The sequence below is a fragment of the Shinella sp. BE166 genome (assembly GCF_051201095.1).
Lineage (GTDB): Bacteria > Pseudomonadota > Alphaproteobacteria > Rhizobiales > Rhizobiaceae > Shinella > Shinella lacus.
In genome coordinates this window covers 324,188-340,689 of the sequence record NZ_JBPEHL010000003.1, presented here as the reverse complement: position 1 = coordinate 340,689, position 16,502 = coordinate 324,188, and the positions used below count along the sequence as shown (strand labels likewise).

At 65.0% G+C, this 16,502-nt stretch carries 15 protein-coding genes; 11 read left to right on the top strand and 4 right to left on the bottom strand.

The genetic code is table 11. The features are described from left to right. Positions 1-30 precede the first annotated feature (30 nt). Entirely contained in the window at positions 31-1,830 is a 1,800-nt protein-coding gene (locus tag J2Y63_RS08970) for an NAD(P)/FAD-dependent oxidoreductase (protein WP_435265783.1), read from the top strand. Positions 1,831-1,878: 48 nt separating this feature from the next. Here the strand turns inward: J2Y63_RS08970 and J2Y63_RS08965 are convergent, their stop codons facing one another. The 3 genes from J2Y63_RS08965 to J2Y63_RS08955 all read right to left on the bottom strand — a co-directional run bounded on the left by J2Y63_RS08965 (position 1,879) and on the right by J2Y63_RS08955 (position 5,363). After that, positions 1,879-3,252: an aspartate aminotransferase family protein gene (locus tag J2Y63_RS08965; RefSeq protein ID WP_435265782.1), complete on the bottom strand. Its 1,374-nt coding sequence runs from the start codon at positions 3,250-3,252 to the stop codon at positions 1,879-1,881. A gap of 11 nt (positions 3,253-3,263) precedes the next feature. Next, entirely contained in the window at positions 3,264-4,760 is a 1,497-nt protein-coding gene (locus J2Y63_RS08960; RefSeq protein ID WP_435265781.1) for an NAD-dependent succinate-semialdehyde dehydrogenase, read from the bottom strand. A 120-nt stretch (positions 4,761-4,880) separates the two neighbouring features. Next, entirely contained in the window at positions 4,881-5,363 is a 483-nt protein-coding gene (locus J2Y63_RS08955; protein ID WP_327509195.1) for an Lrp/AsnC family transcriptional regulator, read from the bottom strand. A gap of 66 nt (positions 5,364-5,429) precedes the next feature. Here J2Y63_RS08955 and J2Y63_RS08950 point away from each other — a divergent pair, with 66 nt between their 5' ends. The 10 genes from J2Y63_RS08950 to doeB all read left to right on the top strand — a co-directional run bounded on the left by J2Y63_RS08950 (position 5,430) and on the right by doeB (position 15,178). Further along, entirely contained in the window at positions 5,430-6,851 is a 1,422-nt protein-coding gene (locus J2Y63_RS08950; RefSeq protein WP_435266070.1) for a PLP-dependent aminotransferase family protein, read from the top strand. A 120-nt stretch (positions 6,852-6,971) separates the two neighbouring features. Further along, a complete protein-coding gene (gene ehuA / locus J2Y63_RS08945) occupies positions 6,972-7,757 on the top strand; it encodes an ectoine/hydroxyectoine ABC transporter ATP-binding protein EhuA (RefSeq protein ID WP_435265780.1) in 786 nt (261 codons plus the stop codon). A gap of 56 nt (positions 7,758-7,813) precedes the next feature. Further along, positions 7,814-8,665: an ectoine/hydroxyectoine ABC transporter substrate-binding protein EhuB gene (gene ehuB / locus J2Y63_RS08940; RefSeq protein ID WP_435265779.1), complete on the top strand. Its 852-nt coding sequence runs from the start codon at positions 7,814-7,816 to the stop codon at positions 8,663-8,665. A 206-nt stretch (positions 8,666-8,871) separates the two neighbouring features. Then, complete coding sequence (gene ehuC / locus J2Y63_RS08935) at positions 8,872-9,531, top strand: ectoine/hydroxyectoine ABC transporter permease subunit EhuC (protein ID WP_435265778.1); 660 nt, start codon at positions 8,872-8,874, stop codon at positions 9,529-9,531. A 2-nt stretch (positions 9,532-9,533) separates the two neighbouring features. Continuing rightward, positions 9,534-10,196, top strand: coding sequence for an ectoine/hydroxyectoine ABC transporter permease subunit EhuD (gene ehuD / locus J2Y63_RS08930; protein WP_435265777.1), 663 nt, complete (start codon positions 9,534-9,536; stop codon positions 10,194-10,196). After that, positions 10,196-10,972: an ectoine utilization protein EutA gene (gene eutA / locus J2Y63_RS08925; protein WP_435265776.1), complete on the top strand. Its 777-nt coding sequence runs from the start codon at positions 10,196-10,198 to the stop codon at positions 10,970-10,972. The genes ehuD and eutA overlap by 1 nt, the downstream gene beginning before the upstream one ends. 3 nt (positions 10,973-10,975) lie before the next feature. Then, positions 10,976-11,977 carry a hydroxyectoine utilization dehydratase EutB gene (gene eutB, locus J2Y63_RS08920; protein WP_435265775.1) on the top strand — a complete coding sequence of 334 codons (1,002 nt, stop codon included), beginning with the start codon at positions 10,976-10,978 and terminating at the stop codon, positions 11,975-11,977. Further along, complete coding sequence (eutC, locus tag J2Y63_RS08915; RefSeq protein WP_435265774.1) at positions 11,974-12,966, top strand: ectoine utilization protein EutC; 993 nt, start codon at positions 11,974-11,976, stop codon at positions 12,964-12,966. Before eutB ends, eutC begins: the two co-directional genes overlap by 4 nt. 34 nt (positions 12,967-13,000) lie before the next feature. Further along, positions 13,001-14,182, top strand: a complete 1,182-nt coding sequence (gene doeA / locus J2Y63_RS08910) for an ectoine hydrolase DoeA (RefSeq protein WP_435265773.1) — start codon at positions 13,001-13,003, stop codon at positions 14,180-14,182. A gap of 3 nt (positions 14,183-14,185) precedes the next feature. Further along, entirely contained in the window at positions 14,186-15,178 is a 993-nt protein-coding gene (gene doeB / locus J2Y63_RS08905; RefSeq protein ID WP_435265772.1) for a N(2)-acetyl-L-2,4-diaminobutanoate deacetylase DoeB, read from the top strand. A 3-nt stretch (positions 15,179-15,181) separates the two neighbouring features. Here doeB and J2Y63_RS08900 read toward each other — a convergent pair whose 3' ends face one another. Continuing rightward, positions 15,182-16,495, bottom strand: a complete 1,314-nt coding sequence (locus J2Y63_RS08900; protein WP_435265771.1) for an aspartate aminotransferase family protein — start codon at positions 16,493-16,495, stop codon at positions 15,182-15,184. Positions 16,496-16,502 lie beyond the last annotated feature (7 nt).

Below are 16,502 nucleotides of genomic sequence, written 5' to 3'. Positions count from 1 at the left end.
CGTTTTTGAAACTGAGCAGGAGGAGAAACTATGCTCGACAAGACCCCGACCACCCGCATCCAGGCGCTTCTCGATGCCTTTGGCGCGGCACTCGAAGCCGGCCGGATCGACGACGCCGTCAGCCTGTTTGCCGAGGAATGCTACTGGCGCGACCTCGTCGCCTTCACCTGGAACCTCAAGACCGTCGAGGGCCGCGACCAGGTGCGCGACATGCTGCAAGCGCAGCTTTCCACCGCTAAACCGTCGAACTGGCGCGTCGCCCCCGGCGAGGCGGCGACGGAGGCGGATGGCGTGCTCGAAAGCTGGATCACCTTCGAGACAGCGACCGGGCGCGGCTATGGCCTCGTGCGCTTCAAGGATGGCCTGATCTGGACGCTGCTGACGGCCCTATCCGAGCTGAAGGGCCACGAGGAGAAATCCGGCTTCACCCGCCCGCTCGGCGCCAAACACGGGCAGAATCTCGGCGCGAAAACCTGGAAGGAGGAGCGCGAGGACGAGGCCCGCACGCTCGGCTACGAGACGCAGCCCTATACCGTCATCATCGGCGGCGGGCAGGGCGGCATCGCGCTTGGCGCGCGGCTGCGCCAGCTCGGCGTGCCCACCATCATCCTCGAAAAGAACGAGCGGCCGGGCGACAGCTGGCGCAAGCGCTACAAGTCGCTCTGCCTGCACGATCCCGTCTGGTACGACCACCTGCCCTATATCGATTTCCCGAAGAACTGGCCGGTCTTCGCGCCGAAGGACAAGATCGGCGACTGGCTGGAATTCTACACCACGGTCATGGAACTGAACTACTGGACCCGCTCCACCGCCAAATCCGCCAAATGGGACGAGGCGGCGAAGGAATGGACGATCGTTGTCGATCGCGACGGCGAGGAGGTCGTGCTCCGGCCGAAACAACTGGTCTTCGCCACCGGCATGTCCGGCAAGGCGAACATCCCGGATTTCAAGGGCCGCGAGCGATTCCAGGGCGAGCAGCACCATTCCTCGCAGCATCCGGGGCCGGATGGTTATAAGGGCAAGAAGGTGGTAGTCATCGGTTCGAACAATTCGGCCCATGACATCTGCGCCGCGCTCTACGAGGCGGGCGTCGATGTCACCATGATCCAGCGCTCGACGACGCATATCGTTCGCTCCGATACGCTGATGGATATCGGCCTGGGCTCGCTCTATTCCGAAAAGGCGTTGGCCAACGGCGTCACGACGGCCAAGGCCGACCTGATCTTCGCCTCGCTGCCCTACCGGATCATGCACGAGTTCCAGATCCCGCTCTACGACAAGATGCGCGAGCGCGACGCCGACTTCTACGCGGCGCTGGAAAAGGCCGGCTTCCAGCTCGACTGGGGTTCGGACGGCTCCGGTCTCTTCATGAAGTACCTGCGCCGCGGCTCCGGCTATTACATCGATATCGGCGCCTCGCAGCTCATCATCGACGGCAAGGTCAAGCTTGCCGCGGGCCAGGTGGAGGAGATCACGGAGAATTCCATCAGGCTTTCCGATGGCAAGGAAATCCCGGCCGACGTCATCGTCTATGCCACCGGCTACGGCTCGATGAACGGCTGGGTGGCCGATCTCATCGACCAGCAGACGGCGGATACGGTGGGCAAGGTCTGGGGCCTCGGCTCAGATACGCCGAAGGATCCGGGGCCGTGGGAAGGCGAGCAGCGCAACATGTGGAAGCCGACGCAGCAGGAAGCGCTGTGGTTCCACGGCGGCAACCTGCACCAGTCGCGGCACTATTCGCAATATCTGTCGCTGCAATTGAAGGCGCGCATGGAAGGCATCCCGACGCCGGTCTACGCCCTCCAACCGGTTCATCACCGGAAGTAGGCCGGCAACGGCGGGCAGCGTCCACCGCTGCCCGCCGCTTTTATAAGTTTAACCGAGAACCGACTTGATCGCGTCGGCCGCGGCCTTCACCACGATATCGGCTTCGTCCTTCGTCAGGCAAAGCGGCGGCGCGAAGCCAAGGATATCGCCCTGCGGCATGGCGCGACCGATGACGCCGCGCTCCAGAAGGGCTGCGGAGACCTGCGGGCCGATCTTCTTCGAGGGATCGAAGAAGGCCCGGTCGTCCTTGTCCTCGACGAATTCGATCGCCGCCATCAGGCCATCGCCACGCACCTCGCCGACATGTTTGTGGTCGCCCACCGCTTTCGCCAGCTCGCCACGGAAATAGGCGCCGGTGGAGCCGGCGTTCTCGACGAGGCCGAGTTCGTCGATCAGTTCGAGATTGGCAACGCCAGCGGCGGCGCAGATCGGGTGCGAGGAATAGGTCCAGCCATGGCCGATGGCGCCGAGTTCGTCCGAGCCCTTGACCAGGACCTCCCACATCTTGTCCGAAACGATGGTGCCGGAGAGCGGCGCGTAAGCCGAGGTGAGGCCCTTGGCGATGGTGATCAGCGCCGGCTTCATGCCGTAATGGTCCGAGCCGAACATCGTACCGAGACGACCGAAGCCGGTGACGACCTCGTCGGCGACGAGCAGGATGTCGTATTTGTCGAGCACGGCCTGAATTTTCTGCCAATAGCCCTTCGGCGGCGGCACGATGCCGCCGGTGCCGAGGATCGGCTCGCCGATGAAGGCGGCGACCGTGTCCGGCCCTTCGGCGAGGATCATCTCCTCCAGCTTGTCGGCGCAATATTGCGAGAACTGTTCCTCATCCATCGAGCGATCCGGCCGGCGGAAGAAGTAGGGGGCTTCCGTGTGCAGGATCGGCGCGCGCGGCAGGTCGAAGGCATTGTGGAAGAGCGCGAGGCCGGTCAGCGAGCCGGTCATGACGCCGGAGCCGTGATAACCGCGCCAGCGCGAGATGATCTTCTTCTTCTCCGGCCGGCCGAGGATATTGTTGTAGTACCAGATCAGCTTGATGTTGGTCTCGTTGGCATCCGAGCCGGAAAGACCGAAATAGACGCGGCTCATGCCCTCCGGCGCGCGATCGATGATCATCTTGGACAGCGTGATCGAGGCTTCCGTGCCGTGGCCGACATAGGCGTGGTAATAGGCGAGGTTCTTGGCCTGCTCGGCGATCGCATCGGCGATCTTCTGGCGGCCGTAGCCGACATTGACGCAATAGAGGCCGGCAAAGGCGTCGAGGCTCTTCTTGCCGTTGCTGTCCGTGATGTAGACGCCTTCACCGCCTGCGATGACGCGGGTCGGCGTCTCGCCGCGGGCGTGCATGCCCATATGCGTCGAAGGATGGAAGAAGTGATCGCGGTCCCAGGCGGTCAGTTCATTGCGTTGGTCGAGCATGGTCTTTCCTTTCAAGCAGCCGTATCGATGCAGAGATATTTGAGTTCGGTGAAGGCCTCCATGCCGTGGCGCGAACCCTCGCGGCCGAGGCCGGATTGTTTCCAGCCGCCGAAGGGGATCGGCCCGCCGGTGATCTTCACGCGGTTGACCGCCACCATGCCGTATTCCAGCGCGCGGGCAAGCCGCATCTGGCGTGCGCCGTTTTCGGTGACGACATAGGCGACGAGGCCGTATTCGGTGTCGTTGGCGCGGGCGATCACCTCTGCCTCGCTGTCGAAGGCGGTGACGGCGGCGACGGGGCCGAAGGTTTCTTCGCGCATGATCAGCGTATGGTCGGAAACGTCGGCCAGAAGCGTCGGCTCGTAGAACAGCGGCCCGGCCTTGTGGCGCTTGCCGCCGGTCAGAAGCGTGGCGCCGTGGTTGAGCGCATCGGCCACCTGTTCCTCCACCTTGGCGATGGCGCGTTCGTGCATCAGCGGGCCGATTTCCGCGCCGGCTTCAAGCCCGGCGCCAACCTTCAGCGCCTCGATGCGCGCCTTGAAGGCTTTCGTGAAGGCGGCCAGCACGGGGCGCTCGACATAGATGCGGTTGGCGGCGAGGCAATCCTGGCCGGAGGTGGCGAACTTGGCGTTGATCGCGATGTCGGCCGCCTTGTCGATATCGGCATCGGCGAAGACGATCAGCGGCGCATGACCGCCGAGTTCCATCACGAGCCGCTTCATGGTCGGCGCACACTGGCCGGCGATCAGCTTGCCTATTTCCGTCGAGCCGGTGAAGCTGAGCGCCCGTACGCGGGCATCGGCATTCATGCGTCCGACGATGGTCGCCGCATCGCCCGTCACCACGTTGAAAACGCCGGCCGGGAGACCGGCACGCTCACCCAGTTCGGCCAGCGCCAAGGCCGAAAGCGGCGTCTCGCTGGAGGGATGCGCGACCACCGTGCAGCCGGCGGCGAGCGCTGCGGCGGCCTTGCGGGTGATCATCGCGCAGGGGAAATTCCACGGTGTCACGATGCCGACGACGCCGAGCGCCTCGCGGCGCACGATCATCTCGGCGCCGGGCAGGTGGCTGGTCACGCTCTCGGCATTGAGCCGTTTGCCTTCCTCGGCATACCACTCGATGAAGGAGGCGGCATAGTCGATCTCGCCGCGGGATTCGGCAAGCGGCTTGCCCTGTTCGAGCGTCATCAGCAGACCGAGGTCTTCGCGCGCTTCGAGGATCAGCCCGTGCCACTTGCGAAGAATGGCGGCGCGCTGCTGCGGCAGCAGGTCCCGCCAGGCGGGAAAGGCCTGCGTCGCGGCCGAAATGGCCTCCGTCGTCTGCTCGGCATCGAGCGATGCGACCCAGGCAAGCGTTGCGGACGAGGCGGGGTCCGTCACGGCAAAACTGTTGCCCTCGCGGCCCGCCACCCAGCGGCCGCCGACATAGGAGAGTTCGCGCAGCAGGTGAGGATCGGCGAGGCGGGCAAGCGCGTCGTGGAAAGTCGTCCGGGCGAATACGGCGGTCATGGCGGCCTCCTCTGGCTTCAGTGGCCGGGAGTCTGCCAGAGGCGGGGCGACAGATTGTCTATTGCCGGGGTGGCAGGCAGAGACTTTGGCCAAATGGGCGACGTGCCGTAGACAATCTCTCTATTCGGGGGAGGGCAGCAGCGTCGTCAGCGGCAGCACGGTCTCTTCCTTCACCGTCTTGGTGACGATGTAGGTGAAATAGCGGTCGATGCCGAGTTCGCGGTCGAGCAGGCTGTCGACGAGGCGCTGATAGGCGTCGATATCCGGCGCCATGATCTTCAGGATGTAATCGACGCCGCCGCCGACCGACCAGCAGGCAACGATCTCCGGCGTGGTCGCCACCGCCCGCTCGAAACGGTCGAAATCCGCCTGCCGGTGGTTGGCCAGCGTCACCTCCATCATGACGCTCGCGACCGGCGCCAGCCGCCGCACCGCGACCCGCGCGTGATAGCCGGTGACGATGCCCGCCTTTTCCAGCTTGCGCAGGCGCAGCCAGCACGGGGTCGGCGACAGGCCCGCCTTTTCCGCCAGCGCCAGCTTGGTGATGCGTCCGTTTTCCTGGATCGCCTCCAGGATGCGCAGGTCGATGGCGTCGAGTTTCATGCGGTCGCCCTCCGGGCGAGTATCATGTCAAATACGGGAAAAAGACCATGGAAAGGCATTTTGGCGTTGTCAATTGAACTGAATTTGAGCACTGTTGAAATCATGACAAATTGGCGTCCCGATATATCCCAATTGCGCCGGCCGGCCTACCTCTCCCTTGCCGAGCAGATCGCCCGCGCCATCCAGGAAGGGCTGCTGCCGAACGGTACACGCCTTCTGCCACACCGCAAGCTCGCCGACGACCTCAAACTGTCGGTTCAGACCGTCAGCCGCGCCTATGACGAACTGATCCGCCGTGGCCTGATCTCCGGCGAAATCGGCCGCGGTTCCTTCGTGCAGACAAGGCCGAAGGAGCCGGAGCCGCCATACCTGCCCGAACGCCTCGGCGAACTGGTGGATCTGTCGATCCTGAAACCCGTCTGCGAACAGCTGCACCTGGAGCGCATGCGCGAGGCCTTCGGCTGGCTGGCGGAAAACCTGCCGTCGAGTTCGGCGCTGTCCTTCCGGCCGAACATGGTGTTCCCGCGCCATCGCGCCGTGGCGGCCGAATGGCTCGCCCGCTGCGGCCTCGACATTTCGCCGCTCAACGTCAGCCTCACCAATGGCGCGACCTCCGGCATGACCGTGGCGCTGATGAGCGTGGTGCCCCCCGGCGCGACCGTTGCGACCGAGGCGATCAGCCACCACACATTGGTGCCGCTCTCCACCTATCTCGGCCTGCATCTGGAAGGCCTGCCGATCGACCACGACGGCATGATCCCCGAAGCGCTCGACGAGGCCTGCCGGAAAGGCGTGATCCGCGCCGTCTTCCTCCAGCCCTCCGTCATCAACCCGACGGCGACGCTGATGAGCGCCGGGCGCCGGCAGGCGCTGGCCGACGTCGCGCGGCGCAACGATATCGCCATCATCGAGAACGATATTCTCGGTCCGCTCGTCGAAAACAGGGCGCCGCCGCTGGCGGCCTATGCGCCGGAGCGCACGCTCTACATCACCAGTTTCACCAAGATCACGGTGCCGGGCCTGCGCATCGGTTATCTCGCCGCTCCCGATCGCTATGTCGCCGCCGTCGCCAATCGGCACCTCGTCTCGAACTGGATGGCGACGCCCTCGATTGCCGAGATCGCAACGCGCTGGGTCAGCGACGGCACGGCGATGGAACTGGTCAACTGGCAGCGCCGGGCGCTGGCCGCGCGCCACGCCATTGCCGAGGAAACCTTCGCGGGCCTGCCCTACCGCTCGCATCCGCAAAGCCTGCATGTCTGGCTGCCGCTGCCGGAGGGGCACACGGAAGAGGGCTTCGTCTCGCAGGCGCGGTTGCGCGGTGTTGCCATCGCGCCCGGCTCCTCCTTCCGCACCGCCGATCAGGGCTGGCACCCGGCCGTGCGCATCTCGCTCGGCTCGACGACCGAGCAGGAACTTCGCACCGGGCTCGGCATTCTGGCTTCGTTGGCCAGCGGAAATCCGGAGGCTTTGCTGCTCGCGATTTGAGGCAAATGCCTGCCAAAGAGGCGATGAGACAATAATTGTCATGATATTATTATTCGGATTGACATGATTTAGATCGCCGCGCATCGTTAGGTCATCACGTCTCAACAGGGAGAGACATGCATGGCTGCACCGATCATCCGCATCGACAACATCACGAAGCGCTACGGCCCGCTGACCGTGCTCGACGGGTTGTCGATGGAGGTGCTGCCGGGCGAAAAACTCGCGCTCATCGGCCCGTCCGGCTCCGGCAAGACGACGATCCTGCGCATCCTGATGACGCTGGAGACGATCAGCGGCGGCCATATCCAGGTCGACGGCGACCAGCTTTACCACATGCCGAAGAACGGTGGCCTCGCGCCGGCCGACGAGCGTCACCTGCATCGAATGCGCGAGAAGATCGGCATGGTCTTCCAGCACTTCAATCTCTTCCCGCACAAATGCGTGCTCGACAATGTCACGCTCGCGCCGATGCTGACCAAGGGCGTGGCGCGGGCGGCGGCCGAGAAGCGGGCGATGGAGCTTCTCGACATGGTGGGCCTTGCCGACAAGGCGAAGAACATGCCCGCCCAATTGTCCGGCGGACAGAAGCAGCGTGTCGCCATCGCCCGCGCTCTCGCGCTCTCGCCCAAGATCATGCTGTTCGACGAGGTCACCTCCGCGCTCGATCCCGAGCTTGTCGAGGAAGTGCTGAACGTCATGCGCAAACTCGCCGCCGAGACCGACATGACCATGCTGCTCGTCACCCACGAAATGGGCTTCGCGCATGATTTCGCCGACCGCGTGCTGTTCTTCGATCGCGGCAAGATCGTCGAGGAAGGCAAGCCGGACGACATTTTCAGCCATCCCAAGCAGGAACGCACACAAAGCTTCCTGCGCAAGATCATCGCGGCAGGGCACCGCGTCTGAGGGCTCAGAAACCTCAAGAGAATTGCTCCAAGCAACAACCAGAGGAGTTCGGAACAATGAAGAGCAGACATTTTTGGACCATGGCCGCGGGTGCCAGCGCACTGATGGCAATCGTCGCCGCAGCCCCGGCCTCGGCCGACGACGGCAAGCTCGCGGAACTGAAGGAACAGGGTTTTGCCCGCGTCGCCATCGCCAACGAGCCGCCGTTCACGGCAGTCGCGGCCGACGGCAAGGTTTCGGGCGCGGCACCCGACGTCGCCCGCGAAGTCTTCAAGCGCCTCGGCGTGGCCGACATCGTCGCCTCGATCTCGGAATATGGCGCGATGATCCCGGGCCTCCAGGCCGGCCGCCACGACGTCATCACCGCGGGCCTCTTCATGAAGCCGGAGCGTTGCGCGGCCGTCTCCTATTCGGAGCCGATCCTCTGCGACGCCGAAGCCTTTGCGCTGAAGAAGGGCAACCCTCTCGGCCTCAAGAGCTACAAGGACATCGCCGACAATCCGGATGCCAAGATCGGCGCGCCGGGCGGCGGCACGGAAGAAAAGCTGGCGCTCGAAGCCGGCGTGCCGCGCGACCGCGTCATCGTGGTGCCGGATGGCCAGAGCGGCCTGAAGATGCTGCAGGACGGCCGCATCGACGTCTATTCGCTGCCGGTGCTGTCGATCAACGACCTCGTTTCCAAGGCAAACGACCCGAATGTCGAGGTCGTGGCACCGGTCGAAGGCGCCCCGGTCTATTGCGACGGCGCCGCCTTCAAGAAGGGCGACGAGGCGCTCCGCGATGCCTTCGACGTCGAACTCGCCAAGCTGAAGGAATCCGGCGACTTCGCCAAGATCATCGAGCCCTACGGCTTCTCCGCCGCCGCCGCCATGTCGACGACGCGCGAAAAGCTCTGCGCGGCGCAGTAAGGAATGGCGGATTTGCCCCTCATCCCGCTGCCGCGACCTTCTCCCCGTAAACGGGGAGAAGGGACTGGTGGTTCCGTTTTCTCATCCCCGATGGCTTTGCGGGGGAGGAAGCCGGTTCCTGTTTCCCCTTCGCCCCGCTTGCGGGGAGAAGGTGCCGGCAGGCGGATGAGGGGCTTTGCCCGATTGGTATTAACTTGGAAGGCACCATGACCGACTGGTCCGGCTATATAGGGCTGATCCTGCAAGGCGCGCTCGTGACGCTTGAGTTGACCCTCATGGGCTCGGTGCTCGCGGTCGTCATGGCGTTCGTCGCCGGTCTTGGCCGCGTCAGCCGCTTCATGGCGGTCCGGGCGCTTGCCACCACCTATATCGAATTCTTTCGCGGCACCTCGATCTTCGTCCAGCTCTTCTGGGTCTATTTCGTGCTGCCCTTTGCCGGTGTCACGCTCTCGCCGCTCCAGGCCGGCGTGCTGGCTCTGGGCCTGAACGTCGGCGCTTATGGCGCGGAGGTGGTGCGCGGCGCCGTCAAGGCGATCGGCCGGGAACAGCGTGAGGCCTGCATCGCGCTCAACCTGACGCGTGGCCAGGCGATGCGCCATGTCATCCTGCCGCAGGCGCTGCCGCTGATGCTGCCGACCTTCGGCAACAATGCGATCGAGCTTCTGAAGGGCACGGCCGTCGTCTCGCTGATCTCGCTCACCGACATGACCTTCCAGGCGCAGGTCGTGCGCGCCCAGACCGGCAGCACGCTGATCCCCTTCGCGGTGATTCTCGTGCTCTACTTCCTGATGGCGTTGGCGATTTCCACCGGCATGCGCTGGCTGGAGCGTCGCGTCACCCGCGGCCTCGATGGCGTGAGGACCTGACGATGGAATGGGACTGGAATTTCGTCTGGGAAATCATGCCGACCCTTCTGGAAGGGTTGAAGATCACCATTCTGGCGACCGTGGTCGGTGCCGCCGTCGCCGCCGTGGTCGGCCTCGTCTTCGCCATCCTGCGCATGACCGCGCCGAAGCCGATCGCGCGCGCAACCAGTTTCATCGTTGAGTTCATCCGCGGCACGCCGCTGCTCGTGCAGCTCTATTTCATCTTCTACGTGCTGCCGGATATCGGCATCCGCCTGCCGGCGCTGCTGGCCGGCGTCATCGGGCTCGGCGTGCACTACGGCACCTATGCGGCCGAGGTCTACCGCGCCGGCATCGAGAACGTGCCGCGCGGCCAGTGGGAGGCGGCGAAGGCAACGAACCTTTCCGCTCGCCAGACCTGGATCCACGTCATCCTGCCGCAGGCCATCCCGCCGATGATCCCGGCGCTCGCCAACTACCTGATCGCCATGTTCAAGGAAACGCCGCTGCTCTCCGCCATCACCGTGCTGGAGCTGATGAACCAGGCAAAAAGCGTCGCCAACAGCAGCTATCGCTATATCGAACCGATGACGATGGTCGGCATCTTCTTCCTGATCATGAGCCTGATCTCCGTCGTCTTCCTGCGCTGGCTGGAAGAGCGTTATGCCCGGGTGGAGGAACGCTGATGCAGACCCTGGACCTCACGCTCGCTACGCGTGCGCCAAAACTCGACGAGCGTCCGCTCGCCAAGCGCGTCGGCCTGATCATCCTTGCGACCGACCACACGACGGAGGTGGATTTCCAGCGCATGGTGGCAAATGAGCGGATCGGCGTCTATGTGACCCGCATCCCCTACGCCAATCCGGTGACCCCGGAAAACCTGCGTGCCATGCAGCCCTCGCTGACGGCGGGTGCAGCGCTCATCCTGCCGGATGAACAGCTCGACGTTGTGATGTATTCCTGCACCTCGGCCTCGGTCGTCATCGGCGATGCCGCGGTGAAGGCCGCGGTGAAGGCGGCCAAACCGACTGCCGTCGTGGTGACGCCGACGGCCGCTGCGGTGTCAGGCCTGAAGGCCTTCGGTGCGAAGCGGATCTCTGTCCTGACGCCCTACACGACCGAAACCAGCAAGCCGATGGCGGACTATTTTATCGCGCTCGGTTTCGACATCGCCCGCTTCACCTGCCTCAGCCTGACGGACGATCGCGAGATGGCGCGGATTTCGCCGGCGGAGATCGTCGCCTTCGCGAAGGAGGCCACCGCGCCCGACTGCGATGCGCTCTTCATCTCCTGCACCGCCGTGCGCGCGGCGGGTGTCGCAGCCAAAATCGAGGCCGCCATCGGCAAGCCGGTCGTGACCAGCAATCTCGCCACGGCCTGGGCCTGCCTGCGGCTGTGCGGCGACGACGTAGCGCGGCCGGAGCTCGGCCGGCTGATGACGCTCGCCTATCCGGGTCGGTAAGCCATGACAAACCTTCCCGTGACATTAGCCGATATCGAACTGGCTGCCCGGCGCATTGAGGGTCGCATCCTGCGCACGCCCTTCGTGCTGTCTGCATCGCTATCCGAACGCTGCGGCGTGCCGGTGGGCCTGAAGCTCGAACACCACCAGACGACCGGCAGCTTCAAGCTGCGGGGTGCGACCAATGCCGTGCTTTCGCTTTCGCCGGAGGAGCGCGCGAGGGGCGTCGTGGCGGCCTCGACGGGCAATCACGGCCGCGCGCTTGCCCATGCCGCGAAGGCCGAAGGCTCGGTCGCGACGATTTGCATGTCCCGGCTCGTGCCGGAAAACAAGGTGGCGGAAATCCGCCGGCTCGGCGCGAATGTCCGCATCGTCGGCCGCTCGCAGGATGAGGCGCAGGTCGAGGTGGACCGGCTGGTCGCCGAAGACGGCCTCGTCATGGTGCCGCCGTTCGACAATGCCGCCGTGGTGGCGGGGCAGGGCACGCTTGGCCTGGAGATCGTTGAGGCCATGCCGGATGTGGCCACCGTGCTCGTGCCGCTCTCCGGCGGCGGGCTTGCCGCGGGCGTTGCCGCGGCGGTGAAGGGGCGCTTGCCGAAGGCGTGCGTCATCGGCCTCACCATGCAGCGCGGCGCGGCGATGAAGGCGAGCCTTGATGCGGGGCGGCCGGTGCAGGTCGAGGAGGTGGCGAGCCTTGCGGATTCGCTCGGCGGCGGCATCGGGCTCGACAATGCGGTGACCTTCCGCATGTGCCGCGACCTGCTCGACGAGGTGGTCCTGCTTTCCGAAGCCGAGATCGCGGCCGGCATGCGGCATGCCTATACGCAAGAACGCGAGGTGATCGAAGGAGGGGCTGCGGTCGGCATCGCGGCGCTGCTTTCGGGTCGTCTCGGCAGGCTCGACGGCCCCGTGGCCGTCATTCTTTCCGGCCGTAACGTCGATATGGGCCTGCACCAGCGGGTCATCAACGGCGAGGCCGATCCGTTTGCGGAGGACGCGGCGTGACAAAGATGAAGATACTGACCGAAGCGGACCTGCGCCGCATCGTGCCGCTCGACCTTGAGGCGATCGCCTGCGTGGAGGAAGCCTTCCACGCGCTCGCCACCAAGGCCGTCGTCATGCCGCCGATCCTGCGGCTCGACATGCCGGAGCAGCGGGCGGAGGTGGACGTGAAGACCGCCTACGTGCCCGGCCTCGATGGTTTTGCCATCAAGATCAGCCCCGGCTTCTTCGACAATCCGAAGATCGGCCTGCCGAGCACAAACGGCCTGATGGTGCTGTTTTCGACGAAGACCGGCCTCGTGGAGGCCGTGCTGCTCGACAACGGCTACCTGACGGATGTGCGCACGGCTGCGGCGGGCGCCGTTGCGGCGCGATACCTTTCGCGCACCGATGCCGCTGTCGCCGCCATCTTCGGCGCCGGCATGCAGGCGAAGCTGCAACTGGAGGCGCTGAGCCTTGTGCGCCCGATCCGCGAAGCCCGCATCTGGGCGAGGGATGAAGCGAAGGCCGAGGAAGCTGCGGCGGAGCTGGCGCTGAAGCTGGGCTTCCCGGTTCGTGCGGAAACCGATGGCCGAGCGGCGGTCGATGGCGCGGATGTCATCGTCACCACCACGCCCTCCGAAACGCCGATCCTCAAGGCGGAATGGCTGCAACCGGGCCAGCATATTACCGCCATGGGCTCCGATGCCGAGCACAAGAACGAGATCGAGCCGGCGGTCATAACGGGTGCCGCGCTCTATGTCGCCGACAGCCTGAAACAGACGCGCCGGCTCGGCGAGTTGCACCATGCCATCGAAGCGGGGCTTGTCACCGAAGGCACCATCTTCCCCGAACTCGGCGAGATCATCGCCGGGCGCAAACCGGGCCGCAGCGGCCCCGAGCAGATCACCGTGGCGGATCTCACCGGCACGGGCATCCAGGACACGGCCATCGCAACGCTTGCCGCCGCCCGCGCGGCAGCGTCGGGTGCCGGCACGACCTTCGAGAGTTGAGACCGGCTTTTCGCCGGGTATAGAGGAAACACCGATGAAACAAGCGAACCTGAAGTTCTCACTTCCGGAGTATGAAGCACGTCTTCAAAAGACGCGGAAGGCCATGGAGGCCAAGGGCATCGACGTGCTGATCTGCAGCGATCCGTCGAACATGAACTGGCTGACGGGCTATGACGGCTGGTCCTTCTACGTGCACCAATGCGTCGTCGTGCCGCCGACCGGCGAGCCGATCTGGTACGGCCGCGGCCAGGATGCCACCGGCGCGAAGTTCACCGCCTATCTGAAGCACGAGAACATCATCGGCTATCCGGACCACTACGTGCAGTCCACCGAGCGCCACCCGATGGATTACCTCTCGGCCAAGCTCACCGAACGCGGCCTCGACAAGCTGACGATCGGCGTCGAGATGGACAATTACTGGTTCTCCGCGGCCGCCTTCGCCTCGCTCACAAAGCACCTGCCGAATGCCCGCTTCGTCGATGCCACCGCGCTCGTCAACTGGCAGCGCGCGGTGAAGAGCGAGACGGAAATCAAATATATGCGCAATGCCGCGCGTATCGTGGAGGCCATGCACCAGCGCATCTTCGACAGGATCGAGGTCGGCATGCGCAAATGCGACCTGGTGGCCGAGATCTACGATGCCGGCACGCGCGGCGTCGATGGCATCGGCGGTGACTATCCGGCGATCGTGCCGTTGCTGCCGTCCGGCGTCGAAGCCTCCGCGCCGCATCTCACCTGGGACGACCGGCCGATGAAATCCGGCGAGGGCACCTTCTTCGAGATCGCCGGCTGCTACCATCGTTATCATGTGCCCCTGTCGCGCACCGTCTTCCTCGGCAAGCCGACGCAGGCCTTCATCGATGCGGAAAAGGCGACGCTCGAAGGCATGGAGGCGGGGCTTGCGGTCGCCAAGCCGGGCAATACCTGCGAGGACATCGCCAATGCCTTCTTCGGCGTGCTGAAGAAATACGGAATCGTGAAGGACAACCGCACGGGCTACGGCATCGGCGTTTCCTACCCGCCGGACTGGGGCGAGCGCACGATGAGCCTGCGCCCCGGTGACAAGAGCGAGCTCAAGCCCGGCATGACCTTCCATTTCATGACCGGCCTCTGGCTGGAAGACATGGGTTTCGAGACGACGGAAAGCATCCTGATCACCGAAACCGGTGTCGAGTGCCTCGCCAATGTGCCGCGCAAGCTTCTCGTGAAGGACTGAGCCATGCGTGCTTCTCCCATCAGCCCCACGGTCGATTTTTCGGCCGAGGGCGTGCAGCATGGCTTTCTGCGCCTGCCTTACAGCCGGGACGATTCCGCCTGGGGCTCGGTGATGATCCCGGTGACGGTGATAAAAAACGGGGAGGGGCCGACGGCCCTTCTCACCGGCGGCAACCATGGCGACGAATATGAGGGGCCGATCGCGCTCTTCGATCTCGCCCGCTCGCTGAAGGCGGAGGATGTTTCCGGCCGTGTCATTATCGTGCCGGCGATGAACTATCCGGCTTTCCTTGCCGGCACGCGAACCTCGCCGATCGACAGGGGCAACATGAACCGCAGCTTTCCGGGCGCGCCGGATGGCACGGTCACGCCGAAGATCGCCGACTATTTCCAGCGCACGCTGCTGCCGCTCGCCGATATCGTGCTCGACTTCCATTCCGGCGGCAAGACGCTGGATTTCCTGCCCTTCTGCGCCGCGCATATCTTGCCCGACAAGGCGCAGGAGGCAAAAGCCTTCGACCTCGTCAGCGCCTTCGGCGCGCCCTGGTCGATGAAGATGCTGGAGATCGATGCCGTCGGCATGTACGACACGGCGGCGGAAGAGATGGGCAAGGTCTTCATCACCACCGAACTCGGCGGCGGCGGTACGGCGACGGCGAAGAGCGCTGGCATCGCCAAGACCGGCGTCTCGAATGTGCTGAAGGCGGCTGGCATCCTGAAGGGCTCGGTCGAGGCCACGGACACGACCTGGCTCGACATGGCGGACGGCAATTGTTTCTCCTTCGCCGAAGACGGAGGCCTCATCGAGCCGCTCTACGATCTCGGTGACCCGGTGAAGAATGGCGACGTCGTCGCCCGCATCTATCCGGTCGGGCGCACGGGCGTGGCCCCTGTGGAGGTGAAGGCGAAGATGGACGGCATTCTTGCCGCGCGCCATTTCCCCGGCCTTGTCAAATCCGGCGACTGTGTCAGCGTGCTGGCTGATATCGTCGACTGACGGCTACCAGCCGGCAAACTCTGCGAGCAGGCTTTCGTCGACGTGCCCTGCGGCGACGTCGGCGAGCGCCTGGTCGAGGATGGCGACGCCCTCCTGTGCCTGGTTTTCGGTGAGCGTCAGGGGCGGGGTGAATTCCAGCACGTTGGAGCGGACCCCGACGTAGTAGAGCACGAGGCCGAGCTGGAAGGCACGGTAGACGGTGAGCGCCGTCTGCCGCGCGGCCGGTTCGCGGGTTGTGCGGTCGGTGACGAGCTCGACGCCGAGCGCGAGGCCACGGCCGCGTACATTTCCGATGAGGGAATGGCGGGCGGCGAGGCGGTTGAGCGCTTCGCGCAGTACATTGCCGGTTCGCTCTGCGTTCTGCACCAGATGGTCGCGCTCGATCGTTTGCAGGACGGCGAGAGCGGCGGCCGCGCAGACCGGGTTACCGTGCACCGTTTGTAGCGAGAAGGCGACGGCGTGGTTCAGGATGGCTTCCGGGCCGACCACCGCCGAGATCGGCAGGCCGCCGCCAAGGCCCTTGCCGAAGACGACGATGTCCGGCTCGATATCGGAATGTTCGAAGGCGTGGAAGCGGCCGCTGCGGCCAAGGCCGACCTTCACCTCGTCGGAGACGAGCAATATGCCGTGTTTACGGCAGAGTGTTTCCACCGCCTTGAAGTAACCGTCCGGCGGCACCAGCATGCCGCCGTCCGACTGGATCGGCTCGATGAAGAAGGCGGCGACCTCTTCCGGCGGCACCTCGGTTGCGAAAAGGGTTTCGAGATGGGAGAGGGCTGCGTCCTTCGCGGCCTCGGGGCTGCCGGCGGCATAGCTGTTCGGGTAGGGCACCAGCGTCAAGCCCTCGGCCCTTGTGCCCTGCTGTGAAGGATGGCCGGAGACGGCCATCGAGCCGACGGTGCCGCCGTGATAGGCGCCGCTGAAGGCGAGGATACGCGGCCGGCCGGTGGCGGCCACCACCATGCGGGCGACCGTCTCATTGGCATCCGAGCCGGAATGACCGAACCAGACGCGGCCGCGGGCACGTTCCGGCACCAGCGACAGCAGCTTTTCGGCGAGCAGGACGCAGGGTTCGTTGGCGCTCGACAGATAGCTTGCGCCCGCCTGGTCGGACAGCGCGCGGTTGACGGCCTCGCGAACGGTCGGGTGCGAATGGCCGAGGCTTGCCGCACCCCAGGAGGCGGCGAAATCGAGGAGCTGCCGCCCGTCGTCTCCCGTCAAATACGCGCCGCTGCCGCCGACGACTGCCTGCGGAAAGAACCGCAAATGCGCCATTGTCGAGACGGATCGGCTTTCGCGGGCGTAGAGACCGGACATGGCGCGT

Bases quoted from the DNA above. Each gene is read 5' to 3' on its own strand.
- J2Y63_RS08970 (WP_435265783.1), top strand. From the start codon at position 31: ATGCTCGACAAGACCCCGACCACCCGCATCCAGGCGCTTCTCGATGCC.
- J2Y63_RS08965 (WP_435265782.1), bottom strand. From the start codon at position 3,252: ATGCTCGACCAACGCAATGAACTGACCGCCTGGGACCGCGATCACTTC.
- J2Y63_RS08960 (WP_435265781.1), bottom strand. From the start codon at position 4,760: ATGACCGCCGTATTCGCCCGGACGACTTTCCACGACGCGCTTGCCCGC.
- J2Y63_RS08955 (WP_327509195.1), bottom strand. From the start codon at position 5,363: ATGAAACTCGACGCCATCGACCTGCGCATCCTGGAGGCGATCCAGGAA.
- ehuA (WP_435265780.1), top strand. From the start codon at position 6,972: ATGGCTGCACCGATCATCCGCATCGACAACATCACGAAGCGCTACGGC.
- ehuB (WP_435265779.1), top strand. From the start codon at position 7,814: ATGAAGAGCAGACATTTTTGGACCATGGCCGCGGGTGCCAGCGCACTG.
- ehuC (WP_435265778.1), top strand. From the start codon at position 8,872: ATGACCGACTGGTCCGGCTATATAGGGCTGATCCTGCAAGGCGCGCTC.
- ehuD (WP_435265777.1), top strand. From the start codon at position 9,534: ATGGAATGGGACTGGAATTTCGTCTGGGAAATCATGCCGACCCTTCTG.
- eutA (WP_435265776.1), top strand. From the start codon at position 10,196: ATGCAGACCCTGGACCTCACGCTCGCTACGCGTGCGCCAAAACTCGAC.
- eutB (WP_435265775.1), top strand. From the start codon at position 10,976: ATGACAAACCTTCCCGTGACATTAGCCGATATCGAACTGGCTGCCCGG.
- doeA (WP_435265773.1), top strand. From the start codon at position 13,001: ATGAAACAAGCGAACCTGAAGTTCTCACTTCCGGAGTATGAAGCACGT.
- doeB (WP_435265772.1), top strand. From the start codon at position 14,186: ATGCGTGCTTCTCCCATCAGCCCCACGGTCGATTTTTCGGCCGAGGGC.
- J2Y63_RS08900 (WP_435265771.1), bottom strand. From the start codon at position 16,495: ATGTCCGGTCTCTACGCCCGCGAAAGCCGATCCGTCTCGACAATGGCG.